Below are 25,035 nucleotides of genomic sequence, written 5' to 3' on the forward strand. Positions count from 1 at the left end.
CTTTCCACTGCGTAATGCGCTGATTACACTGCAAAAATTGGGTTGTAGCATTGCGGTTGATAACGTTGGGAAATCAGTGGTTAATACTGGTTACATTCTCGACTTTTCTATTGATTATCTAAAGCTGCACCCTGGTTTAGTGCGTGATATCAATATTCGTAAAACCAATCAAATGGCGTTGCAAAGCTTAATGGCAAGTTGCTTAAATAGTCCCACTAAAGTGATTGCTGTGGGTATTGAAAATAATGACGAGTGGAAATGTCTGTTAAAATTAGGCGTTTTTGCAGGGCAAGGTTCTTTATTTTCAACTGCGCATCCGATGTCTATTTAATACAATGGCGCGTTGTAGGCTAATACAAGAGCAACGGTTAAATTAAATGTTCACTGAACGCGCAATAGAATAACCAATTAACGAGATGCTAATCCCTGTAATCCTTGTAGACCGCCGGTATGCAAGGCAATGATATTATCCCCCGTGGAAAAGTAATCTTGTTTAATGAGCTCAAATAGCGCATAAAACATTTTCCCGGTATAAATAGGCTCAACAGGAATTTGTGTCTGCTGCTCAAATTGCAAACAGAACTCACTTAATAACGGTGATACCTTGGCATATCCTCCCCCATGAAACTGAGTTTGTAATTGCCAGTGAGTTGGCTCTTTTATATTTGCCTGCTGTAATAAATTATTTACTTCTTCAACTAAATAATCAGCCTGCTTTAATACCGCAATACCGGTTATTTTAGTCGTAACGGCTTGTTGATCGTTTGAAAATCCGGCAATTAATCCTGCTAATGTGCCTCCGCTGCCTGTCGCGGTTACAACATGGTCTATTCTTTTGTTACACTGTACCTTTAGTTCGCTGCATAATTCACTGACACCAGGAATAGCGAATGCATTACTGCCACCTTCGGGGACAATGAAGGCATCGGAATAGCTATCTTGTAATGCTTGTAGGTACTCGGCTTCATGGCGTTTTCTGTATTCTTTACGTGAAACAAAGTGTAACTGCATGCCCCATTTTTTGGCTTGCTTTAATGTTGGGTTATTCGCGTAATGAGGTTCTCCGCGGATAATAGCGCTTGTCTTAAAGCCAAAATGATGACCAGCAGCGGCAAGGGCATGAATGTGGTTTGAGTAGGCACCGCCAAAACTAAGAATATGGTTTATGCCGTGTTTTCTTGCTTCAATCAGGTTAAACTTCAATTTTCGCCATTTATTGCCTGAAATATGAGGGTGTAACAGGTCATCGCGTTTAACACTGACGGTCAGATTCTTTTCAACGAATAACGGGTGATTAATCACCTGTAGTGGAGAGGGGCTGATCAGCGATTGGAGCTGTTTTTGCAATTGTATAAGTGATTTGGGCACTATTATTTGCCTTACTTAATAAATTTTAAAAATAAAAAAATATTTTATCGGGTTATCGCTTATTATTCGCCTATTATTTATAAGTATTATTTGTAAGTTAAGTATCAATAAAACAAAGAGAAATAGTCCACTTTATGCTTAAAAAATGGTTTAGTAAAAAAACACAGAAACAGATCTCTCTTTACTTAGGTGAGAAGCAGATTGCAATTTGTGACTTACAAGAAGGTCTTCCTATACTGCTTGCTAAAAAAGTAGTTAATTCAGAGGGGCAGTGGGCTGAGGTTTTTACGGCCTTAGTTAATAAGCATCAATTACAAGGTTGCCAAGTATCTGTTGTGTTAGGGCGTGAGTTTTATCAAACCTTCGATATAGAGAAACCTAAAGTAGAAGAGTCAGAGCTATTATCTTCTTTACCTTTTACCATTAAAGATTTGGTTTCTGAAAGTGTCTTTAATTTGGTTGTCGATTATTACGATATGCCTTTTCAACAGCGTAAAGGGGAACAAATAACGGTTATCTGTTTACCTAAAACACGTGTATTGATGATCAGAGACATGTTAGTAAAGTCTGGTTTAAAACTCGATGGTATTACTATTGAAGAACTTGCCTTGAGTCGATTATTAGGTTGTCATAATGAAGCTAATATTCTGCTTTCACAGCAAAATAACGAGTTAGTATTAACGGTTGTTAAAGAAGGACAATTATACTTTACCCATCGTGTACGTGGCTTTAATGAGTTATTAGTCTTACCCCTTGCTGACGTTGAAAATGCACTCTTAGATGGTTTAAGTTTAGAGGTTCAACGTGCATTGGATTATATCAACTCACAGTTAGGTATTAATGCGGTTGGTGCATTATACCTCGCGGTTGTTTGCCCTGATATCAAACTGTTATCCGAAAAGTTAGGCGCCTATCTCGCACGTAATGTACAGCCCTATGGCGAAGAGGATCAATATGATTTCCTCTCTATTCTTGCCTATGGTGGTTTAACTCAAGAGACAGCACAATGAAAAAACAGGTTAATCTATATCAACCTAGTTGTTACCCTAAACGTGAAAAAGCCACGTTTTCACAATTTTTGGCGCTCTTTGTTATTTGCCTCTTAGCGTCACTTTTATCCTATTTTGTCATGAATCATCAGAGTCAGTCTGCTAATGAGCGCTTACTAGAACATAAAAAGTCGATTTCTGAACAGCAATTACAACTTTCAAGCTTAGTGGCTGAGTTACAAAAAAAACGCGCTCCCGATGCTAAGTTACGTTTACATAGTATGTTAGAGAACGAAGTAAAAGCAAAACAGCGCTTACTTGCAACGTTAGCTGGCATTGACGTAAAAGAGTCAGTGAGCTTTTCTGAGTTAATGCGTGGCTTAGCGTATGCTGATATGCCCAACTTGACTATCAATCATTTTTCGATGATTTCTGGCACGTTAAATATCACTGGAGATGCAAAATACAGTGATTCACTGCCTTTATGGTTATCAAATATGCAAATAACAGATGAGTTATCTGCCATGGCATTTAAAGCGCTATCCATTAAAGAGAAGAAAGGTTTTTTTACTTTTCAGTTAACCAATAGTGAGTTAAAAGGAAAAGCCAGTGAGTAAATTTAGTTACACCGAAGTGGATAAGTCATTTAATAATATGGCGCTGCGCGAACGTTTCATTTTGTTTGCTGCATTACTTATTTGTACCCTTTCAACAACCTATTTTTGGATATTAGATCCGGCGATATTAACGCAAACCAAAATAGAGAAATCACTACAAAAAAGCTATCAAGCGGAGAAAGTATTAAACAATGAAATTGCTGAAGTTAATCATCGCTTAGAGCAAGATCCTCTTGAAGAAATTAATAATAAAATTGCCTTTTCACAAGCAACGCTACTTCAACTGGATAATAAGTTAGACGATAAATTGGTGAAATTTATCCACGCACAAAAAATGCCTATTGCATTAACTAAAGTTTTAAGTAAAAGCCCAGGTGTAAAAATCAGTGCGTTAAAGTCATTACCTGTTAAGGCCTTTAATGCACAAAAACAAGCGAGTGAGAAGTCTGAACAAGATACATTTTACCAGCATACATTAGAGATAACCTTGCTTGGTGATTACAATGCTATTTATCAGTACCTTTTAAATGTAGAAAGCTTAAAAGAGAAATTTTATTGGTATTCAATGGATTATAACGTAAGTAACTACCCACTTGCCGAAGTCACTATTCAAATTTATACATTAAGCGATCAGCAGGATTTAGTCAGTGGTTAAATTTATTTTAGTTAGTCTATTCGTTAGCGCCTCTCTATTTGCTCAAAGTGAAGTCTTAGTAGATCCTACAAGGCCACTTAACTTTCAAGTGAAAAAAGATCGCAAAGTGCATCGCTCTGCCTTGCCAACCTTACAAAGTATTGTTGTTAAAGCAGGTAAACCACAAGCCATTTTAAACAACAAACTATACAAACAAGGGCAGTGGGTGAGCGGTTATAAAATCACTTTAATTGATGCTAAAAAAGTATTAATTGAGTATCAAAAGAAAACCTACACATTAACTTTATATTCTTCAAATGAACGATTTAGCCACTAAGCAGGTGGTGTTTTATGGAAAAGAGAAAGATGATAAAAATTATTTCAATGAGCTGTTGTGTTTTATTATTAACAGCATGCCAGATTACTAAAAAGAACGACGCCTCTGCACAAAAAGAGAGTTTACAGACACCTGAAGATAAACAGGTCTCTGAGCTTATTTTGCCTGAAGATATTGAGGCGGAATTGTATGCGGATCTTAATGAGCCGAATAGCAATATTGTTGTGCAAGAGAAACGTATTGATATTTCTGCGCGAGATGTAGATGCTCGACTGTTTTTTGCATCCATTATTAGTGATTCTGAATACAGTGTTGCTATTCACCCTGATGTGGATGGAGAAATAACGCTTTCTTTAAAACAGGTAACCCTAGCGGAAGCGCTACGCGTTATCGAAGATATGTATGGCTATGACATCAAATTAAAAGGGCGTGTCTACCATATTTACCCAGCGGGTATGCGTGTGGCTAGTTTTACGCTTGATTACTTGTTTATGAATCGTGGTGGTGGCTCGCGTACCACTGTTTTGTCTGGTGGATTAACGGACAGTGCTAAAGATAGCGAGGATAGTGAAGACAGCTCTTCATCTTCTTCTGGTTCATCAGCAGATGCTGATAGCATAAAGATGAAAGAGTTTGAAGGTAAACTTGATTCTGAAGATATGCAAAGTGGTACTAAAATATCAACGATTACCAGCACTAACTATTGGGCGTATTTAGAATATAAAATTAAGACGTTACTCGATAATAAAAAAGGGCGTGATGTCATTATTAGCCCAATGTCTGGGGTGGTTACGATACGTGCTTACCCGAACGAAATTCGTGTTGTACGTGAATTTTTAGAAACAGAGACAGACCATTTAACACGTCAGGTTATTCTTGAAATGCAGATAATAGAAGTGACCTTAAGTGATGAATACCAGCAAGGTGTTAGTTGGACAAATGTGGGTGATACAGTGGGTTCATCAGATATATTATTTGATAGCGTTCATAAAATTGCGGATAGTTTAATTCAAAATACTATTGGGGGAGGGGGCGCCTTAACGATAGCCAATGGCTCATTCAGTGCTGTTGTTTCATTATTATCGACTCAAGGTGATGTAAACGTACTGTCTAAACCACGTATTACAGCAATGAACAACCAAAAAGCGATTATTAAAGTCGGTGGTGACGAGTATTTTGTAACTGACGTTTCAACAACCACGGTAAGTGGCATTGACTCATCAACGCCAACGGTAGAATTAACGCCTTTCTTTGCGGGGATTTCGGTTGATGTGACGCCCAAAATTAATGATGATGACTCTGTTCTTTTACATATACACCCAAGTATCATCGATATTGAAGAGCAGATTAAAACGATTAGCTTCGGTACTGGTAGTACGGGTGACCTGACTATTCCGGTTGCTAAGAGTAATGTGCGAGAATCTGATACGGTTGTAAAAGCGAACTCTGGCGAAGTCATTGTGATTGGTGGACTCATGAAGACGATAGAAAAAGACTTAGTCTCTAAAGTGCCTTTTATTGGTGATATTCCCTGGTTAGGTGAGTTCTTTACTAATCGTCAAAAGGTAAATTATAAAACTGAGCTGGTTATTCTTGTTAAACCGCAAGTTGTTAAGAAAAATACTTGGAAACAAGAGATACAAAAATCGTCAGACTTAATTGAAAAATGGTATCCCACTAAATGATCTATTTACAGCATTTTGGGCTGGAAAAAGCGCCTTTTTCATTGACCGCAGATCCACAATTTTATATCGACTTTATTCCACATAAAGAAGCGTTAGAGGTGATTACCACCGCGCTTTCTTTTGGCGAAAGCATTCTTAAGATCACTGGTGAAGTAGGCACGGGAAAGACGCTGTTATGTAATAAATTACAGCAAGAGTTAGCCGAGCAATATCTTATTTGTACAATAGATAATGCTTATTTAAGTGCCCATGAATTACGTTGTTTATTAGCCAATAAAATAGGTGTTGATAAAGCAGAGTTTGATGAGCAGTTTTTACTGACTGAAAAAATTAAAGAGCGGTTATTAGTATTACTTAACGAGGGTAGAAAAGTATTGGTATTGGTCGATGAAGCGCAGGCTCTACCGGATGCGACTTTAGAAGCATTACGTTTATTTTCAAATCTGGAAAGTGATGCAACTAAATTATTACAAGTTGTTCTTTTTGGACAGCCTGAATTAGACGTACGCCTTGCTGATAATAAATTACGCCAATTACGCCAACGCATTACCTTTTCTTACCAATTGCGTGCTTTGTCTGACAATGAGATTGAGCACTATATCAGCGAGCGCTTAAAACAAGCGGGTTATCGTGGCGCTAGATTATTTAGTCGCAGTGTCTGTCGTAAAATTAGCCAAGCGAGTCGCGGCATTCCACGTTTAATTAATGTGCTTGCACATAAAGTATTAATTTTAAGTTATGGTCAGCAAGATTATAAAATCACTCCTAAATTAGTAAAAGAAGCGGTTACTGATACTGAAGATGCTTATGCATTACCGTCGATGTCGAAGTGGTGGTTGCTACTCGCTTCATTTATTACGCTTAATATAGCACTGCTATTATGGTGGAAAGGGCTATTATGAGCATTATCAATAAGATGCATCAAGAACTGCAAGATGGGACTGCTAGCGCGCCTATTTTGGCTTCGATGCCTGCCAAAAAACACAAACAAAAAGTATTAATTTTTTGCTTAATTAGCCTGCTTTTAATCTCTTCTATTGGCCTTTCTTACCTTATCTATAACAAGCCTGATAACCGTCAGGGTCTTGCAGAGACCATTGCTGCGGAAGTTTCTTCTGTGGCGGTTTCTCAACCGGTCGCTGCAAAGCATAAGGTTGTTAAAGTAACAACGACTCCACAACCTATTACTATTACGCCTAGGCCAGTTAAAGAGCCTGCGCAGAAGGTTGCTGTAGTAAAGAAAGTGACTAGTGCTGCTGTTGTGAAAGTAACAGCTACGCCGAAACCGAAACAATTAGTCGCTAAAAAGAAAGTGCCCCAGGTTGAAGAGAAGCAACAAGAAAAAGTAACCAACAAGGCAAGTTCATCTTTTTTAGAAATTAAAAAATCAACGTTAACGAAGCAACAACTTGCTGATATCCATTTGAAAAAAGCACAAAAAGCATTATCAAATGGAGATACGTTATTAGCCTCGCAGGAGAAAAGTAAGGCGCTTAGAATCAAACCTGAACTTCATGAAGTCCGAAAATCATTAGCGCTTTATTATTATGGTGCCGGTGATCAAAATCGTGCTACCAGTTTCTTGAAGAAAGGTGCGCTACAGTATCCTGAATATTCTGACTTTAACTTAATATTATCGCGTATTGCATTAAAGAATGGTGAGACACAAAAAGCTTATCTCTATTTAGATCAGCATCCTCCAAAGGTTGAGGGGCATTTAGATTACCATGTGAGTTATGCCATTTTGGCGCAAAAATTTGAAAAGTACGAAAAATCAGAAGCGTTATACCAAGGTTTGTTATCTCAGCGTCCAAATAATGGTCGTTGGATAATGTCGCTCGCAATTGCGCAGGATAAGCAGAGTAAACAAAGCTTAGCCGTTGCAAGTTATCAAAAAGCGTTATTGCAGATTGATCTTTCTAGTAAAGCTAAAAAGTATATTAATCAGCGTCTAACTTATTTAGCAAGTCAGTAAGGGACTCGATGAAACCACAACTTAAAAAACGCTTAGGTGATCTACTGGTTGATGAACAACTAATTAGTGAAGCGCAGCTAGGCAATGCCTTAAAAGAGCAGCGTAACCTCGGATTGAAACTCGGTGCAACGTTAATTCATTTAGGTTACATCAATGAAGATCAGATACTGACTTTTCTTGCTCAACAGTTAAATATTGAAATCGTAGATCTGCTTAAAGTTAAAATAGATCATAACGCGGTGCAGTTGATTCCGGAAGTACATGCGCGTCGTTTACGTGCTCTGGCTATTCATGATGACGGTGAAAAAGTCACTTTAGTTGTTTCTGATCCTGCCGATCTACACAGTTTAGATGTTTTATCGACGCTGCTGAAAGGGCGTGAATTTTCACTAAAAATCGCACGTGAAGATCAGCTTATTGAATCTTTTGATCGCGTTTATCGCCGTACCAAAGAGATCGCTTCATTCGCAGTTAAGCTGAGCGAAGAACATGGTGAAACCTCTGCTTTTGACGTCAGTGGTTTAGAGTTAGGCGGAGAAGGCTCAGACGCCACCGTTGTTAAACTATTACAATCATTGTTTGAAGATGCTGTGCAAGTGGGCGCATCGGATATTCATATCGAACCCGATGAAAAAGTCTTGCGTATTCGTCAACGTGTGGATGGTGTTTTACAAGAAACATTATTACCTGAAAGTGGTATTGCCAGTGCACTCGTTTTACGTTTAAAACTGATGGCACAACTAGATATCTCTGAAAAACGCCTTCCGCAAGATGGTCGCTTTAATATTAATATTAAAGGTAAAAGCATCGATATTCGTGTTTCTACTATGCCAATTCAAGAAGGTGAATCCGTCGTAATGCGTTTGCTGGATCAATCTGGCGGGGTGCTTTCCTTCGACGAAATTGGTATTCCAGAACACTTACAAGCGCGTTTAAAGTTACAGTTAAAACGTCCGAACGGATTAATATTGGTAACGGGTCCAACGGGTAGTGGTAAAACAACCACACTTTATTCAGCCTTAAGCATGCTTAATGAGCCGGGCAATAAAATAATTACCGTCGAAGATCCCGTTGAGTATCGATTACCACGTGTTAACCAAGTACAAGTTAACAGTAAAATCGGATTAGATTTCTCGACTGTTTTACGTACCGCACTGCGTCAAGATCCTGATATTCTACTGGTCGGTGAGATGCGTGATAATGAAACCATGGAAATCGGTTTACGTGGCGCATTAACCGGTCATTTAGTGTTATCAACTTTGCATACAAATGATGCGATTAGCAGTACCTTACGACTATTGGACATGGGCGCGCCAGGTTATCTAGTTGCGAGTGCATTACGTGCGGTTATTGCGCAGCGTCTTATTAGACGTTTATGCGAAAATTGTAAACACACACATGAAACCCCTTTTGAGCAACAAGTACTGTTAGATCAATTAAGCACTGAAACCTTACATAATAGACAGTTTCATTCTGCACCAGGTTGTCAGCGATGCCAATTCACTGGTTATCGAGGCCGTATTGGTGTATTTGAATTGTTAGAGCTTGATGATGCAATGGTGTCTGCATTACGCCTTGATGATACAGAAGCATTTGCTGTTGCGGCTAAACAATCACAATATTTTGAACCCTTAGCGATTGCAGCATTAGATTATGCAAAACAGGGGATAACCTCATTAGAGGAAGTATTCAAGTTAGTTGATCGCTTTGAAAAAGCACATATAGCGACATTTCGTCCCACACCTGCGGATGAGCAAGAATCAGACTTTGGATTATCACTGACGCCACGTGATGCTTCTTCTTTAGATTACCCTAACTGATGGCTCTTTTTAAGTATGTAGGGCGAGATGCACAAGGAAACTCAGTCAAGGGAGAGGTTGAAGCAAGTTCGATAGATACCGCTGCCGATCAAGTAATGCAAAAGGGGGTATTACCCTCTTCCATTAAAGAGAAAAAAGCAGGTGCTGAAAACCTGGATTTGAGTTTGATTTTTGCATCTAAAGTAAATCCTTCTGATTTAATTGTATTTACGCGACAAATATACTCGTTAACCAAAGCGGGTATTCCTATTTTAAGAGCGATTAATGGCTTGGCAGAATCGACTCATTCCGTATTGTTAAGTGAGTCGTTGCAAGACGTATTAAACCGTATGCGTAACGGTTATTCACTTTCCGCTGCTATGGGGGCTCACCCGCGAGTCTTCTCTCAGCTTTATGTTTCACTGATTCAAGTGGGTGAAAATACCGGTCAGCTAGACCGCATTTTTTTACAGCTTTCTGAATATTTAGAACAAGAGATAGAAACACGTAAGCGCGTAAAAAGTGCAATGCGTTATCCAACCTTTGTATTAATCGCGCTCGCGGTGGCTATGGTCATCTTAAATATTTATGTGATCCCTACCTTTGCGGGTATGTTTGCAAAATTTCATGCTGAATTACCTTGGACAACACAGGTTTTACTTGGCACCTCCTCTTTCTTTGTCGATTATTGGCACCTCATGCTGATATTTTTAATCAGTGCTTTTATTGGTTTAAAGTTATGGCTAAATAGCCCGAAAGGCGCTTATTTATGGGATAAATGGAAACTCAAAATTCCCGTTGTTGGCAGTGTTATTGAGCGTTCATTGTTAGCGCGATTTTCACGTAGTTTTGCGATGATGCTCAGTGCGGGTGTGCCTCTTAATAACGCCTTATATTTAATTGCCCATGCCGTGGATAATAATTATCTACAGGAAAAGATTTTAGCGATGCGCTCAGGTATTGAAGCAGGGGATCCGTTGCTAAAAACAGCAACCGCAGCTGGTTTGTTCACTCCTTTGGTATTACAAATGATTGCCGTTGGTGAAGAAACGGGTCAAGTTGATGAGTTACTTAACGAAGCCGCCGACTTTTATGAACGTGAAGTGGATTATGAACTTAAGAATATGACTGCAAAAATAGAGCCTATTTTGATCTCAATTGTAGCGGGTATGGTATTGATTTTAGCATTAGGCATATTTACGCCAATGTGGGACATGATGGGAGCAATGAAAGGTGGTTAAGTTGGTTAGGCATTATTTGATTTTTGTTTGTTTGGTGAGTCTTTCATTTTCGGCAGTATCTCGCTCTAAAGTTGGCTTAGTACTCAGTGGTGGTGGTGCAAAAGGCGCTGCTCATATTGGTGTTTTAAAGGTATTAGAAGCCAATAATGTGCCTATCGATTATATCGTAGGTACCAGTATTGGTTCTTATATTGGTGGCTGGTATGCGCTGGGTTATAGCCCAGATCAAATCCAAGAGATCATGTTTAATACTAATTGGGATAAAGGCTATTCTGATTTTATCCCACGTGAAGAGCTTCTCTACGAAGATAAACAACTGCGCGATAAATACAATATCACCTTACGTTTAGGTTATAGCGAAGGTAAATTGAAAATGCCATCGGGACTACTTTTAGGCCAGTCGGCTTTACAACTGTTAAAGCTTTCCACGGATGCCGTGGGGGTTTTTGAAAGCTTTGATGATCTTGCTATTCCCTATCGCGCAGTGGCGACTGATATTAGTAGCTCAAAAGCGGTCGTTTTAAGCAGTGGCAGTATTACCCAAGCAATGAAAGCTTCTTCAACCGTACCAGGTGCACTTGAGCCGATTGAAATAGATGGCAAGTTACTCGTTGATGGCGGTATTGTTAATAATATGCCCGTTGATGTGGCGCGTGCAATGGGCGCTGATATTATTATTGCCGTTGATATTGGCTCTCCTTTATTAGATAAAAAGCAAATTAATAGCACTGTGGATGTGCTTAGTCAGCTATCAAATATTCTGACTATCACTACGACAAACAATCAAAAGTTATTACTTGAAGAACAAGATATTTTGATTAGACCTGATATCGCCGATCTTAGTACAACTGACTTTTCAATTCTTGATATTGCCCTAGAAAAGGGTGAGCAAGCGGCCTTAGATAACCAATACCAAATTGCTCAACTGGCAGTAACTGACAAAGAATTTGAGCAATACCTATTTGCTAAAAAACAAAAAAGCAGAGCTTGGATACAACCTCTTTTTCAACCTGTGATCGCCATCGAATACGACAATAAATCTAAAGTGGATCAGTCTATTATTAGTAAGCATTTTGCCGTTGAAATTGGTGAGGTAGTGACAAAAGAGCAATTAGAAGAGGCGATTCAACGGGTTTATGCACTTGATCGTTTTGATTATGTTAACGCAGAGTTTAAAGATTCGATGCAAGGGCGCACGGTAGTATTAACCACAAAAGAAAAATCATGGGGGCCGAACTATCTTCATTTTGGTTTTGATTGGCAGGGCGATTTTTCAAATACCTCAATGATCTCATTTGATATCGCTTATCTATTAACAGACCTTACTGATAATGGAGGCAGCTGGAAAAACGAACTGTCTATCGGCTGGGAAAGTCAGATTGCGACTGAGTTTTATCAACCCCTTAATGAACAACAAAGCCTATTTTCTCGAAGCCGTGTACAGTATAAAGAGGAAAAGTTTGCGGAAAATGAATTCAATACCAACCAACAGCGCCCCGAATTACGTAATCGCTTTCTCGAGTTACGCTTAGGTTTAGGTTACCACTACAACGATTATGGCATCGCTGAGTTTGGTTTTGTGGGGGAGTTGGGGGAAGTGCGCTTCGAAAGTTCAACTTATGAACCTTTGGAGTATGACTCTCTAGGCGCTTATATGTCACTAGGCTACGACACTTTAAATAGTATTAACTTTCCAACTAAAGGAAATAAAATTCTCTTTGAGGTCTACGCACGCCAAGATGATTACCTGCACAGCGAGTTTGATAATCAAGATGATTTATCCATTGAAGTGACCCTTGATTGGCGTGGTGCCCTCGGTTTAGGTCATCATACCTTTGTGGGGATTTCTTCATTTTCTACGGTACTCAGCGATAATGATTTTTCTATTCGTTACTCTGAATTAGGCGGATTTTTAAATCTATCGGGTTACCAAAAAGATGCCTTAATAGGCGCGCATAAAGCATTTGCCGCCTTAGTTTATCAGTACGACTTAGGAAGAGAGATTCCTGGCGGTACAGGACTACCTCTTTATCTTGGTACTAGTATTGAGGCGGGTAATGTATGGCAATTAAAAGAGTCGATGAGTCTTGATGAAATGGTCACCTCAGGTAGTGTCTATTTAGGCACTGATACCAGTTTTGGCCCTGCTGTTATTGGTGTGGGTTATGCGACGAGTTTTGGTTATTACGAAGAAGATGAAGTCACTGTATTTTTCTCTCTAGGGAAGAATTGGTAAAAGGAGTTAATAGCTATCAGCCATCAGTTAAAAGAAAGTTCCTCGTTTCAGAATAGGTTACCTGGAACGAGGAAAGCTGACAGCTTATGACTGACAGCTATAATTTATTTTACTTCTTGACCTGATGCTTGTAAGTCAGCATGGTATGAAGAGCGTACTAACGGTCCACACGCTGCATGTTCAAAGCCTAATGCTCTTGCTTTTAATCCAAGCTCATCAAACTCAGCAGGCGGTACGTAGCGTTCAACGGCTAAATGGTTAAGGCTAGGTTGTAAGTATTGACCTAGTGTCAGCATTGTTACGCCATGTGCGTGAAGATCTACTAATACTTCTTCAATCTCTGCATTCGTTTCACCCAATCCCATCATAAGACCTGATTTTGTTGGCACTTCTGGATGCTGTTCTTTGAATTTTTTCAGCAGTTGTAATGACCACTTGTAGTCAGCACCTGGACGAACCTGTTTGTATAAATGTGGCGCTGTTTCAAGGTTATGGTTAAACACGTCTGGTACATCATTTTCAAAACACGCTAATGCTTTATCCATACGCCCTTTAAAGTCAGGTACGAGGATTTCAATTTTGATGGTTGGATTCAATAGGCGAATTTCACGAATACAATCTGCAAAATGCTGTGCACCACCATCGCGCAAATCATCGCGGTCAACAGAAGTGATAACCACATATTTAAGTTTCATATCTCTGATCGTTTCAGCCAATTTTATCGGCTCATCAGTATCAACGGCTAAGGGTTTACCATGGCCAACATCGCAGAATGGGCAACGTCGAGTACAGATTTCACCTAAAATCATAAAGGTTGCTGTGCCATGGTTAAAACATTCGTTTAAGTTAGGGCAAGAAGCTTCTTCACAAACAGAGTGTAATTTGTTTTTACGCAGTGCTTTTTTAATCTCTGCAACACGGGTGTTGTCAGATCTTAATTTTATTTTCATCCAAGCAGGTTTTTTTAATACCGTGTGTTTATCCGATGGAATCACTTTAATAGGGATATGAGAAAGTTTATCGGCATCGCGTAGTTTTTTACCGGCGGTAAGTTGGCTAGGTTTATTACTCATGGAAAACACTCTCTATTTGTGAATATTGCAATTGTTGGTTCATCTTTTCTATTAATAACGGAGCAAGTGCTATTGCACTGAGGTTGATTCCCTCATCTTTGCATTGCGTCATTGCAAGCCCTGCATAACCACAGGGATTGATTTGTAGGAAAGGGGAAAGGTCCATATCAACATTTAAGGCTAAGCCATGAAATGAACAACCTCGGCGGATTTTTAATCCCAGCGATGCTATTTTTTTATCGTTAACATAAACACCCGGCGCATCCGCTTTAGCAAATGCGCTGATATTATAACTCTTTAATAGGTCGATGATACCCTGCTCAATAATAGTCACCAAGCTACGCACGTTAAAATCTTTACGGCGGATATTGATAAGCAGATAAACAATTAATTGCCCAGGACCGTGGTAAGTAATTTGGCCTCCACGATCACTTTTTACAACGGGGATTTGGGTTTGTTGTAAAAGATGTTCTGCTTTACCTGCTATACCTTGAGTAAATACAGCGGGGTGTTCAACCACCCAAATTTCATCCAACGTATTTTCATCACGCAGATTAGTAAAGTCACTCATCGCTTGCCACGTTTCAAGGTAGGGCTGTTGCCCTAAATAACGCAAGGTGAGTTTTTTTGCTAAGTTTGTCATTATCTAATTACAGAATATAACGGACAGATTCGAGGTTGTTGAGTTCATTATAGATAGCCTCAATCTGCTCTTTAGAAGTCACTGTTACCGGCACACTCAGTGCTTGGTAAGTGCCTTTTGAGCTTGGTTTGACGGTTGGTGCATAATCACCCGGCGCATTTTTTTGAATAACAGTTAATACTTCTCCCATTAATTCAGGTCCTGAAACGCCCATTACTTTAAAAGCAAAAACGCAGGGGAAATCTAATAGTTGATCAAAGTGGGTGTTAAGTTCCATGGAAACTCCAAAAATAAAAAAGTGAGGCCAAATGCCTCACTTCGTAATGGTTATTATATGGGGATTAATTTACCCAAACCAACCAATAAAGAGTAATTTAATGTAATCAATTAATTGACTGAATAAACCACCTTCTTCAACGGTCTCAAGCGCAATAAGATCATAAGTTGCAACACTCTCATCAGAGAAAGAGTAATTTACTTGACCCACTACGTCGCCTTTTTGAACCGGTGCACGTAGTTCATTTGTTATTACAAAATCTGCTTGTAAGTTTTTAGTTTGACCACGTGGCAAAGTGATAGGTGTATCAACAGCAACGCCTAAACGGATCATCTCTTGAGAACCCATCCAAATACGCTCTGTTGCCAGTTGCTCGCCCGCTTTATAAGGTGTCATTGTTTCAAAGAAACGGAATCCCCAGTTAAGCAATTTTTTGCTTTCTACCTTACGTGCAGAGTCTGATTTTGTACCCATAACCACACTGATTAAACGCATATCATCTTTTGTTGCTGATGATACTAAGCTGTAACCCGCTGCATTTGTATGACCCGTTTTAATCCCATCTACATTAAGGCTTTTATCCCATAACAAACCGTTACGGTTGTATTGCACGATACCGTTATATTTGAATGATTTTTCGCTGTAGATGCGGTATTCCTCTGGCACATCAGTAATAAGTGCTTTTGCTAGAATTGCCATATCAACGGGTGTTGTGTAATGCTCTTCAGAATGCAAACCATGACTATTTACAAAATGAGTATTATTCATACCCAGTTGTAATGCCCATGAATTCATTAAATCAGCAAATGCGCTTTCACTTCCTGCGATGTGTTCAGCCATTGCAACACAAGCATCATTGCCTGATTGCACGATGATGCCACGATTTAAATCTGCGACTGTGACTTCTTTACCCACTTCAATAAACATTTTTGAAGAATCAGGGTAATTTTTAGACCATGCATTCTCAGAAATAGTTACTTTGTCGTCAGGGCTTAAATTACCTTGTTTGATCTCTTGTCCGATGATGTAGCTGGTCATCATTTTAGTCAAACTTGCAGGTGCAAGCATTTTTTCACTGTTGTTTTCTGAAAGTACCTTACCAGATGCAAAATCAACTAATAAGTAACCTTTTGCTGCGATAGCGGGGGCGTTTGGAATCACTCGAGGTGCCGCTAGCACGTTAAAACTGAGGGCGAAAGTGATAAGCAATAGGCTTATTTTTTTCATCTGTTTTACCTTTGAATTAATGGAATATAAAAATGTGTCAGCACTATAACGTGCTAGACGTAGGATGGAAATTAAATTCTTTAGTCATCGCATTGTCATAAAAGTTCCGCTGGATCTATTTTAGTGCACACAGGGGAACTTAAGCGCACCAACTTAGTGCATGAATAGGTTTCGATTAAATAAAAAAATCATAAGCGTTTGTTTTGTATCAATTTATTTTTATGGCACGTTAATTGTAAATACTTCATTACATAAAGTAGAAACATCAACTCATATTCGATAAGGAAATTTTAATGAAAATGTTAATCGCAATTATCAAACCATTTAAATTAGATGAAGTACGCGAAGCAATTATGGATGCTGGCATCGCAGGCGTTACTGTTTCTGAAGTCAAAGGATTTGGTCGTCAAAAGGGCCACACGGAACTTTATCGTGGTGCTGAGTATCAAGTGGATTTTTTACCCAAAGTTAAATTAGAGATCGCTGTGAAAGATGATGATGTTGAACGCTTAGTGGAAGCAATTACTAAAGCTGCTAACACAGGAAAAGTGGGAGATGGAAAAATATTTATTCAGCCACTTGAGCAAGTTGTCCGTATTCGTACCGGTGAGTTAGACGAAGAAGCTCTGTAATTAATTAGGCCATCGCCATTTAGGCTATGTTCAAAATAAAGCTTCAGTTATCTGACGATAACCGTGTTGAAAAATGCTCATTTAAACTATTAAACTGCGCTTTTTCGCTTTGAACTAAGCATAAATGACTTAACCTTGAATAATGACACTCAGGGTAATAAAAAATAGAATTTTATAAAAAGGAAAATAACATGGAAAATACAGTTACTGAACTTAGATTCGCACTCGATACATTTTACTTTTTAATGTCAGGTGTCTTGGTTATGTGGATGGCCGCCGGTTTTGCTATGTTAGAAGCAGGGCTTGTTCGTTCTAAAAATACCACTGAAATTTTAACTAAAAATATCGTCTTATATGCCATCGCTTGTACCATGTTCTTATTGGTCGGTTATAACATTATGTATGTTGATAATATAGAAGGTGGTTGGTTACCTTCATTTGGTGCGTTGATTGGTACACAAGCTGCCGGCGCAGACCATTCTTTAGAGTCTGACTTTTTCTTCCAAGTTGTTTTTGTTGCAACGGCGATGTCGATTGTCTCAGGGGCGGTTGCTGAGCGTATGAAGTTATGGGCTTTCTTGATTTTCACTGTGGTATTAACGGCCTTTATCTATCCAATACAAGGTTACTGGAGCTGGGGTGGTGGTTTTTTAAGTGCCGCTGGTTTCTCTGATTTCGCAGGTTCTGGCATTGTGCATATGGCGGGGGCTGCAGCGGCACTTGCAGCGGTTATTCTACTTGGTGCACGTAAAGGTAAATACGGTAAAAACGGTGCTATCCAACCAATTCCTGGTTCAAACATGCCATTAGCGACTTTAGGTACGTTTATTCTTTGGATGGGCTGGTTTGGCTTTAACGGTGGTTCACAACTACTTATTTCGGATGCAGAAAATGCAACTGCAGTAGGTCTTATCTTTGTTAATACCAATGCTTCTGCCGCTACAGGTGCAATTGCGGCGCTGCTTGTGAGTAAATTGAAATGGGGTAAAGCGGATTTAACTATGATCTTAAATGGTGCATTAGCGGGTCTTGTTGCGATAACGGCGGATCCATTATCTCCATCGCCACTTTTTGCTGCTGGTATTGGCGCAGTCGCTGGTGTGATTGCGGTATACAGTATTATTACCTTTGATAAATTGAAGTTAGACGATCCCGTTGGTGCTTTGTCTGTACATGGTGTTTGTGGCCTATTTGGTTTATTAGTAGTACCACTTTCAAACGATGGCGCTTCATTTGGTGCGCAGTTATTTGGCGCCGCGGTTATCTTCGGTTTTGTATTTGCTAGCTCATGGATTGTGTGGAGTATCATCAAAGTAACCATGGGAATCCGTGTCACAGCGGAAGAAGAAGAAACAGGTATGGATTTACATGACTGTGGTTTGGAAGCATATCCAGAGTTTACTGACTAGTTGTTAGTAAACAGCTGTTAGTTATTAGTTTGGTATGATGCCAATATAGAAAGCCTGGCCATGAAAGTGGTCAGGCTTTTTTATTTAAAATGGAAAATGCCTAGCCAGCTTAAATTACAAAATTGAATAACAAGGGTTGCTATCATTTTCAAGGCATCTATTATAGAAAGTAAGTAGAACTGGCCGTTATTGTTGGTTTCTGGATAATAAAAAGGAAATGTTATGAAATTGAAATTATTAAGTTTATCAAGTGTTGTTTTTTTAGCCGCTTGTTCTTCTACCCCATCAGAAACAACTTCGGTCGGTGATATTCCGAGCTGGATTTTAAACCCGCAAATTGAAGATGGTATTGCCGTCTCTGAGTGTGTTTTATTCTCTGGTAATATGTCGATTGATAAACAGCAAGCGGTTGCAAATGCACGTACTTCGCTCGCTCAACGTATTGAAACACGTGTTAGTGCAATGGATAAAAGCTACCGAGACAAAGTAGAAGTTGCATCGGGTGTTGAATCGGGTTCTACTTTTTCAAGTGTATCAAAACAGGTGACACAACAAACCTTAGTGGGCACTAACCCTGTAAAAACAGATATCACTAAAATTGCCGGTAAAGATAATTTATGTGTTCTAGTTGCGATCGGACAAACGTCCACGCAAGATATCTTTGAAAAATTAGTCGAAGAAGCTGCTCGACCAATGACAGCCCAACAAAAAGACGTGTTATACACCGAATTTAAAGCGCATCGTGCTGAAGAGCAACTAGACAAAGAGTTAGAAAAATTTCAACAATAATTATTTTTTAATCTTTACAAAGGCGCAACTTTATTAAGTCGCGTCTTTTTTTTGGCACAAATATTGCTTTTTAGTCAGTATGTGTCAAAAAAGAGATAAATATTATGAATGTTAATGCATCTGCTCTATTTAATGATCTACCCTTACAGGGCTTACAAAGCAAAGGCTTAGGAAATGAACTAGTAGGCCAGTCAGCAAAATCGAATGCACCAGATTTTTCGCAAATGCTGAAACAAGCGATCGATAATGTTAACGGACTACAAAAAGATACCGGAGAGTTGCGTAATCGCTTTGAAATGGGCGATGAAAACGTGAGCTTAGGAGATGTTATGATTGCTTCTAATAAATCTAGTCTCGCTTTTGAAGCGACAGTACAAGTGCGTAACAAAATGGTTGAAGCGTATAAATCAGTAATGAGCATGCCTGTATAGGTGTGAGTTATATAACCAAGGAATAAACAGTGGCCGAGCCGAACAATAATTCAGATATGTTACTTGAGGATAATGGCATTGGTGGTGGTGATGAATCCCTATCAGCCCCAGAAAAGGGCGCAATCGCTTCATTCTTCTCAAATGTTGATGTATTACGTCAAATCAGCATGATTATCGGTTTATTGATTGTATTAGCTATCGTGGTCATTTTATGGTCATGGGGTAAAGAAGAAGATTATCGCCCTTTAGGTAGTTATAAAACAGATGAATTAATAACAACGTTAGACTATCTCGATACACAAAAAATTGTTTATAAAATTGAAGGTAATTCAATCCTGGTTATTGCCGGTGAATATCAAAAAATAAAATTACTCATGACGCGTGCTGGCTTAGGTGAGGATAATGTATCTAACGGTGATGATATCTTATTGCAAGATATGGGTTTTGGCATTAGTCAGCGTGTAGAGCAAGAGCGTTTAAAATTAAGTCGTGAGCGTCAATTAGTCCTTGCGATTCAAGCAATGAAAAACATTACTAAAGCACAGGTCTTATTAGCGATTCCCAAGCAGAGTGTTTTTGCGCGTAAAGAACGACAAGCCAGTGCGACGGTTGTGGTTACCTCGGGAAATTCATATAGCCTTTCCCCACAAGAAGTCGACTCAATAGTTGATATTGTTGCCTCCGCAGTACAAGGTTTATCCCCAAATAGTGTCACCGTGAGTGATCAACGTGGACGTTTATTACATTCTGGCAGTAAAAGCGGGATGTCGGCACGTTCAAGTAAAGAGTTTGCTTTAGAGCAAGAGCGAGAAGAAGAATACAAATCCAAAGTTGATGCCATTTTAATCCCCGTTTTAGGCCTTGCAAATTATACTTCTGAAGTCGATTTAGCAATGGACTTTACTATCATTGAAGAAACCAAGAAAAGCTATAACCCTGCTAATCAAGCGGTGCGCAGTGAAATGTTGGTTGAAACAAAGTCGACCAGCTCAACGATTGGCAATGTACCTGGTGCGCTGACCAATCAGCCCCCTGCAAATGGTGCGATACCAGAAGAATTACGTGAAAATAACATTGCGGGTGGCAATGATGGTAACTCACACAATGAATCAACGCGTAATTATGAGGTTGATACAACCGTTACGCACATCAAACATAAAGTCGGTAAAATAGACCGTCTAGCGGTTTCCGTTGCACTTGATTATACGCCTGTTACCAATGCAGCCGGTGAAGTTACATATATACCACGCGCCGATGAAGAGGTTGAGAGTATTCGCCGTTTATTAATGGGTGGCTTAGGTATTAATGCTGAACGTGGCGATATTTTAGAGATCGCTTCTGTTAAGTTTAATAGACCAGATTTAGAAGCCATTGCAGAAGAAGAATTCTGGAAAACTGAGGCGTTTGAAGGCTATGTTCGCTTTGGTGGTAGTATGTTAGTTATCCTATTAACGTTATTACTTATTGTTCGCCCAATAATGAAAAAATTACTTTACCCTGAAGCCCTTGAACAAGCTGAAGAATATGACTTAGGTGGCGCGATTGGCTCTGTGGGTGGTGATAACTTACAACTATTAAATGATGATGAAGAGGATGGTGTTCAATTTGATATGAGCAGTGGCTCGATCAAATTGCCGAATTTACACAAAGATGAAGATCTTCTAAAAGCGGTACGTGCGCTAGTGGCAAACGAACCTGGTTTATCTGCACAAGTAATTAAAGAGTGGTTAGTAACCGATGACGGATGATAAAAAAGAAAAGAAAGAAGGCGCAGAAGAGTTTAACGTTGATGATTTGAGTGGTGTTGAGAAATGTGCACTACTGATGCTGAGTTTAACGCCTGAAGATGCAGCCCAGATATTTCGTAATTTAGAACCGAAACAGGTTCAAAAATTAGGTATGGAAATGGCTGCACTTAAAGATTCATCGCAAAATAAAGTTTCTAGTGTTCATCGCGCATTTATTGAAGACATTCAAAAATACAGTAACATCGGTTTAGACAGCGAAGACTTTGTTCGTGCTTCATTAATCGAAGCGCTAGGTGCAGATAAAGCGGGTAATCTGGTTGATCAAATCATATTGGGCAGTGGCTCAAAAGGTCTTGATTCACTGAAATGGATGGATGCACGCCAAGTAGCCTCTATTATTCAGAATGAGCATCCGCAAATTCAAACCATTGTTTTATCTTATTTAGACCCTGAACAATCAGCCGAAATTGTTACTCAGTTCCCTGAGAAAACACGTCTCGATTTAATGATGCGTATTGCTGACCTTGAAGAAGTTCAGCCTGCCGCGTTACAAGAACTAAATGAGATCATGGAGAAACAGTTTGCTGGTCAAGCGGGTGCTCAGGCCGCTAAAATGGGGGGTACTAAAGCTGCTGCTGATATCATGAACTACCTTGATACAGGTATTGAAGGGCCATTAATGGACTCTTTACGTGAGACTGATGAAGACATGAGTCAGCAAATTCAAGATCTTATGTTTGTATTTGATAACCTTATTGATCTTGATGATCGTGGTACACAGGCATTGTTACGTGAAGTACCGGGTGAGCAATTACAGCGTGCATTAAAAGGTGCGGACGAACAGCTTAAAGATAAAATACTTAAAAATATGTCAAAACGTGCAGCTGAAATGCTTGAAGATGATTTGGAAGCAATGGGACCAATTCGTATTAGTGAAGTAGAAGCCGCACAAAAAGAAATTCTAACGATTGCACGTCGTTTATCCGATGCAGGTGAAATTATGCTCGGTGGCGGTGGTGGTGATGAATTCTTATAAACACGATCAATAATACTAAATAATGGTTAATATCACTTTGAGGTTAGCCATTTTTACATAATTGGTATAATGACTACGAACATGTAAAGGCTTGCTATTAATGACTGACAATAAAGATGAATTTGAAAATTGGTCGATACCTGAATTAAGCGAAAGCAATCAAGCGACTGTAGAAGAAAATACACTCTTTGGTAAACCGGCCGCCTGGTACAATAACAAAGATAAAGCGGTTGAAGAAGTTGAAGTTGAAGACCAACCGAAACCATTAACGCTTGATGATATTGAAGCGATTAGACAGGCCGCTTACGAAGATGGCTTTGTCGAAGGTAAAGACGCAGGTTTTGCACAAGGCCTTGAAGAAGGTAAATTAGAAGGCACAGAGGCTGGGCATACAGAGGGGCTCGCACAGGGTTTACAAGAAGGTATAACGCAAGGTGCAGAGCAAATAGAGCAACAAGTTGCAATGTGGCAAACACTGCTGGATCGTTTGCATAATCCACTTGAAAAATTAGATGAAAATACGGAATACCAGTTAGTCCGTTTAGCGACAACCTTAGCAGAGCAAATAACCCGTTGCGAAGTACAAACATCCCCGCAGATTATCCTCCAAGCACTAAAACAGTCCGTTGATGCATTGCCAATTAGTGAACAAAAGCTGATCATTAATCTTCATCCTGAAGACTTAGTCTTTGTACAGAATGCTTATTCTCAAGAGCAGTGCATACAACGCGGTTGGGACTTACAAGCAGAGCCAGCATTGATACGCGGAGACTGCCAAATTAATACCAAAGTATCGAGTGTTGAATTTACTTTTAATAGTCGTATTGATCAGGTATTAAAAAACTTCTTTAAAGAAAACCATCAACAGTTACCCAATAAGAATGATGACTCTGATTTAAGCAATGATCAACCTATGCCTCCACCTACTGTGCCTGAAAATGACAATAGCGCAGAAACAGTTTCGGAAACGCCTGATAGTGCGGCACAAACAAATGAATAGCTTAGCCACCCGCCTTAGCCAATACAAAACATCTGAAATGACCACACATCCAACGGTATCAGGAAAATTGATTCGTGTGGTTGGACTTACATTAGAAGCGGTAGGGTGTACTGCTGCCGTTGGCAGTTTATGCACTGTTGAAACCAATGATGGTTTCATCGATGCAGAAGTTGTTGGTTTCTCGGGTGAACGTTTATTTTTAATGCCCAGCGAACGTTTAACGGGTGTTGTGCCTGGTGCGCGAGTGATCCCACAAATGGTGGCACAGGGTATTCCGGTTGGCATGGAGCTTCTTGGGCGAGTGCTTGATGGCCTGGGTAAACCCATTGATGGTAAAGGTGAGATTGTTACTGCGCAGAGCAGTCAATACAGTAATCCACGCATGAACCCGCTCAATCGTCAAGCGATTAAGCAGCCACTTGATGTGGGTATTAAAGCCATTAATGCATTATTAACCGTTGGCCAAGGGCAACGGATGGGGCTTTTTGCCGGTTCGGGTGTAGGTAAAAGCGTCCTATTAGGCATGATGACGCGTGGCACTAACGCGGATGTGGTTGTTGTGGGGTTAATTGGTGAGCGTGGCCGAGAGGTGAAAGAGTTCATTGAAGAAATTTTAGGTGAGGAGGGACGTAAACGTGCGGTTGTGATTGCAGCCCCTGCCGATGCCTCTCCTTTAATGCGTTTAAAAGGCTGTGAAACCTCATTAACAATTGCGGAATACTTTCGTGATCAAGGTTTAAATGTACTGTTATTGATGGATTCTTTAACCCGTTTTGCACAAGCACAACGTGAGATTGCACTGGCGATCGGTGAGCCTCCTGCCACCAAAGGATACCCGCCATCAGTATTTGCTAAGTTACCTGCATTGGTTGAACGTGCTGGTAATGGTAATGAAAATCAAGGTTCTATTAGTGCCTTTTTTACCGTATTAACCGAAGGTGATGATTTACAAGATCCGATTGCCGATGCTTCACGCGCTATATTAGACGGCCATATTGTACTTTCCCGTGAACTTGCTGACGCAGGGCACTTTCCGGCAATTGATGTCGGTAAATCAATTAGTCGTGTTATGCCTATGGTTACCTCTGAAGAGCATCAGACCCTCGCTCGAGTATTAAAACAAGCTTATTCGTTGTACCAAGAGAACAAAGAATTAATCACGATTGGTGCCTATTCTCGTGGTAGTGATCCTCGAATTGATAAAGCGATTGTGATCCGACCAAGATTGGATCATTTCTTGCAACAGGGAATGAAAGACAGCATTAGTTATAATGATTGTTTGACACAACTTGCGACATTGACGCAGGAGTTTGTAAACAGTTAGCAGAGGTAAGATATGAGTAGAGACCCGTTACAGCTTGTTTACGAGCTGCGAGAAAAACAAGTCGAACAAGCACAATTGGCATATCAAAGAGCGCAAAAAGCGCTTTTTGAGCAACGCAAACAATTACAATCTCTGCATCAATATCGTCGCCAGTATATAAATCAATTGAGTGAAAAAGGCTCGCAGGGTTTATCTATTTCTGATTTAGGTAAGTACCAGCAGTTTATTGTTCAGATAGACACCGGCTTAACACAGCACCAGCAAGGCCTTGTTAAATATGAGCATGATGTGCACGCGCATAAAAAAATGTGGATTGAAGCGCAAATTACTTATAAAGCTATGGGTATGTTGCTAGAAAAAAAAGCTAAGAAACGTGCCACCCTTGAAGATAAAAAAGAACAAATGTTATTAGATGAATTCACTACCTTTCAGTATTTTCAAAAGCAATCTGGTCTATAAATTGCTTGCTTAAACTAACCTATAATACCAGTTCCATTAATTTAATGGTCTAATATTACACAGGAAAAAGAAGCGAGTTCAAGGCGAAAGTTGCTGTGCGGTAGAG

The 25,035-nt window shown here is 39.6% G+C and carries 25 protein-coding genes; 20 read left to right on the forward strand and 5 right to left on the reverse strand.

What is annotated here, in order from left to right:
* Positions 1-331, forward strand: a 331-nt coding sequence (locus CXF74_RS05735; RefSeq protein ID WP_157822338.1) for an EAL domain-containing protein, incomplete at its 5' end; no start/stop codon positions are given.
* 77 nt (positions 332-408) lie between these two features.
* Here CXF74_RS05735 and CXF74_RS05740 read toward each other — a convergent pair.
* Positions 409-1,368 (reverse strand): 1-aminocyclopropane-1-carboxylate deaminase/D-cysteine desulfhydrase, encoded by a 960-nt coding sequence (locus CXF74_RS05740; protein WP_232772451.1) that lies wholly within the window; start codon positions 1,366-1,368, stop codon positions 409-411.
* Between the two features lie 134 nt (positions 1,369-1,502).
* On the opposite strand from CXF74_RS05740, the gene CXF74_RS05745 reads away from it, so the two are divergent.
* Genes CXF74_RS05745 through CXF74_RS05790 form a run of 10 tightly spaced genes read left to right on the forward strand, consistent with a single transcriptional unit; the run spans position 1,503 to position 12,881 of the window.
* Complete coding sequence (locus CXF74_RS05745) at positions 1,503-2,378, forward strand: hypothetical protein (protein ID WP_101081457.1); 876 nt, start codon at positions 1,503-1,505, stop codon at positions 2,376-2,378.
* Positions 2,375-2,974, forward strand: coding sequence for a hypothetical protein (locus tag CXF74_RS05750; RefSeq protein ID WP_101081458.1), 600 nt, complete (start codon positions 2,375-2,377; stop codon positions 2,972-2,974). Before CXF74_RS05745 ends, CXF74_RS05750 begins: the two co-directional genes overlap by 4 nt.
* On the forward strand, positions 2,967-3,629 hold the full coding sequence (locus CXF74_RS05755; protein WP_101081459.1) for a hypothetical protein: 663 nt from the start codon (positions 2,967-2,969) through the stop codon (positions 3,627-3,629). Before CXF74_RS05750 ends, CXF74_RS05755 begins: the two co-directional genes overlap by 8 nt.
* A complete protein-coding gene (locus CXF74_RS05760; protein WP_101081460.1) occupies positions 3,622-3,945 on the forward strand; it encodes an MSHA biogenesis protein MshK in 324 nt (107 codons plus the stop codon). Before CXF74_RS05755 ends, CXF74_RS05760 begins: the two co-directional genes overlap by 8 nt.
* A 14-nt stretch (positions 3,946-3,959) precedes the next feature.
* Positions 3,960-5,630, forward strand: coding sequence for a pilus (MSHA type) biogenesis protein MshL (gene mshL, locus CXF74_RS05765; protein WP_232772452.1), 1,671 nt, complete (start codon positions 3,960-3,962; stop codon positions 5,628-5,630).
* Entirely contained in the window at positions 5,627-6,532 is a 906-nt protein-coding gene (locus CXF74_RS05770; protein WP_198552795.1) for an ExeA family protein, read from the forward strand. The genes mshL and CXF74_RS05770 overlap by 4 nt, the downstream gene beginning before the upstream one ends.
* Positions 6,529-7,605 carry a tetratricopeptide repeat protein gene (locus tag CXF74_RS05775; RefSeq protein WP_101081462.1) on the forward strand — a complete coding sequence of 359 codons (1,077 nt, stop codon included), beginning with the start codon at positions 6,529-6,531 and terminating at the stop codon, positions 7,603-7,605. The genes CXF74_RS05770 and CXF74_RS05775 overlap by 4 nt, the downstream gene beginning before the upstream one ends.
* Positions 7,606-7,613: 8 nt before the next feature.
* Positions 7,614-9,425 (forward strand): GspE/PulE family protein, encoded by a 1,812-nt coding sequence (locus CXF74_RS05780; RefSeq protein ID WP_101081463.1) that lies wholly within the window; start codon positions 7,614-7,616, stop codon positions 9,423-9,425.
* Positions 9,425-10,645 carry a type II secretion system F family protein gene (locus tag CXF74_RS05785; protein ID WP_101081464.1) on the forward strand — a complete coding sequence of 407 codons (1,221 nt, stop codon included), beginning with the start codon at positions 9,425-9,427 and terminating at the stop codon, positions 10,643-10,645. Before CXF74_RS05780 ends, CXF74_RS05785 begins: the two co-directional genes overlap by 1 nt.
* Positions 10,638-12,881: a patatin-like phospholipase family protein gene (locus CXF74_RS05790; RefSeq protein ID WP_332870266.1), complete on the forward strand. Its 2,244-nt coding sequence runs from the start codon at positions 10,638-10,640 to the stop codon at positions 12,879-12,881. The genes CXF74_RS05785 and CXF74_RS05790 overlap by 8 nt, the downstream gene beginning before the upstream one ends.
* A 104-nt stretch (positions 12,882-12,985) precedes the next feature.
* On the opposite strand, the gene lipA is transcribed toward CXF74_RS05790, so the two are convergent.
* The 4 genes from lipA to CXF74_RS05810 form a co-directional block, all read right to left on the reverse strand.
* Positions 12,986-13,954 (reverse strand): lipoyl synthase, encoded by a 969-nt coding sequence (gene lipA / locus CXF74_RS05795; protein ID WP_101081466.1) that lies wholly within the window; start codon positions 13,952-13,954, stop codon positions 12,986-12,988.
* Positions 13,947-14,597: a lipoyl(octanoyl) transferase LipB gene (gene lipB, locus CXF74_RS05800; RefSeq protein ID WP_101081467.1), complete on the reverse strand. Its 651-nt coding sequence runs from the start codon at positions 14,595-14,597 to the stop codon at positions 13,947-13,949. The genes lipA and lipB overlap by 8 nt, the downstream gene beginning before the upstream one ends.
* Positions 14,598-14,604: 7 nt before the next feature.
* Entirely contained in the window at positions 14,605-14,874 is a 270-nt protein-coding gene (gene ybeD / locus CXF74_RS05805; protein WP_101081468.1) for a DUF493 family protein YbeD, read from the reverse strand.
* A 69-nt stretch (positions 14,875-14,943) separates the two neighbouring features.
* Complete coding sequence (locus CXF74_RS05810) at positions 14,944-16,101, reverse strand: serine hydrolase (RefSeq protein WP_101081469.1); 1,158 nt, start codon at positions 16,099-16,101, stop codon at positions 14,944-14,946.
* A 293-nt stretch (positions 16,102-16,394) separates the two neighbouring features.
* On the opposite strand from CXF74_RS05810, the gene CXF74_RS05815 reads away from it, so the two are divergent.
* The 9 genes from CXF74_RS05815 (at position 16,395) to fliJ (ending at position 24,929) form a co-directional block, all read left to right on the forward strand.
* The gene (locus CXF74_RS05815) at positions 16,395-16,733 is read left to right on the forward strand and encodes a P-II family nitrogen regulator (RefSeq protein ID WP_101081470.1); all 339 of its coding nucleotides are present in this window, start codon (positions 16,395-16,397) and stop codon (positions 16,731-16,733) included.
* Between the two features lie 191 nt (positions 16,734-16,924).
* On the forward strand, positions 16,925-18,142 hold the full coding sequence (locus tag CXF74_RS05820) for an ammonium transporter (RefSeq protein WP_101081471.1): 1,218 nt from the start codon (positions 16,925-16,927) through the stop codon (positions 18,140-18,142).
* 222 nt (positions 18,143-18,364) lie between these two features.
* Positions 18,365-18,931 (forward strand): LPP20 family lipoprotein, encoded by a 567-nt coding sequence (locus tag CXF74_RS05825; protein ID WP_101081472.1) that lies wholly within the window; start codon positions 18,365-18,367, stop codon positions 18,929-18,931.
* A 104-nt stretch (positions 18,932-19,035) separates the two neighbouring features.
* Complete coding sequence (gene fliE / locus CXF74_RS05830) at positions 19,036-19,362, forward strand: flagellar hook-basal body complex protein FliE (RefSeq protein WP_101081473.1); 327 nt, start codon at positions 19,036-19,038, stop codon at positions 19,360-19,362.
* 29 nt (positions 19,363-19,391) lie between these two features.
* Entirely contained in the window at positions 19,392-21,110 is a 1,719-nt protein-coding gene (gene fliF, locus CXF74_RS05835; protein WP_101081474.1) for a flagellar basal-body MS-ring/collar protein FliF, read from the forward strand.
* Positions 21,100-22,146 (forward strand): flagellar motor switch protein FliG, encoded by a 1,047-nt coding sequence (gene fliG, locus CXF74_RS05840; protein ID WP_101081475.1) that lies wholly within the window; start codon positions 21,100-21,102, stop codon positions 22,144-22,146. The genes fliF and fliG overlap by 11 nt, the downstream gene beginning before the upstream one ends.
* A 100-nt stretch (positions 22,147-22,246) precedes the next feature.
* Entirely contained in the window at positions 22,247-23,146 is a 900-nt protein-coding gene (gene fliH, locus CXF74_RS05845) for a flagellar assembly protein FliH (protein ID WP_101081476.1), read from the forward strand.
* Positions 23,139-24,470 (forward strand): flagellar protein export ATPase FliI, encoded by a 1,332-nt coding sequence (gene fliI / locus CXF74_RS05850; protein WP_101081477.1) that lies wholly within the window; start codon positions 23,139-23,141, stop codon positions 24,468-24,470. Before fliH ends, fliI begins: the two co-directional genes overlap by 8 nt.
* A 12-nt stretch (positions 24,471-24,482) precedes the next feature.
* On the forward strand, positions 24,483-24,929 hold the full coding sequence (gene fliJ / locus CXF74_RS05855; RefSeq protein WP_101081478.1) for a flagellar export protein FliJ: 447 nt from the start codon (positions 24,483-24,485) through the stop codon (positions 24,927-24,929).
* Positions 24,930-25,035: the final 106 nt, after the last annotated feature.

This window comes from Psychromonas sp. Urea-02u-13 (assembly GCF_002835995.1).
Taxonomy (GTDB): domain Bacteria; phylum Pseudomonadota; class Gammaproteobacteria; order Enterobacterales; family Psychromonadaceae; genus Psychromonas.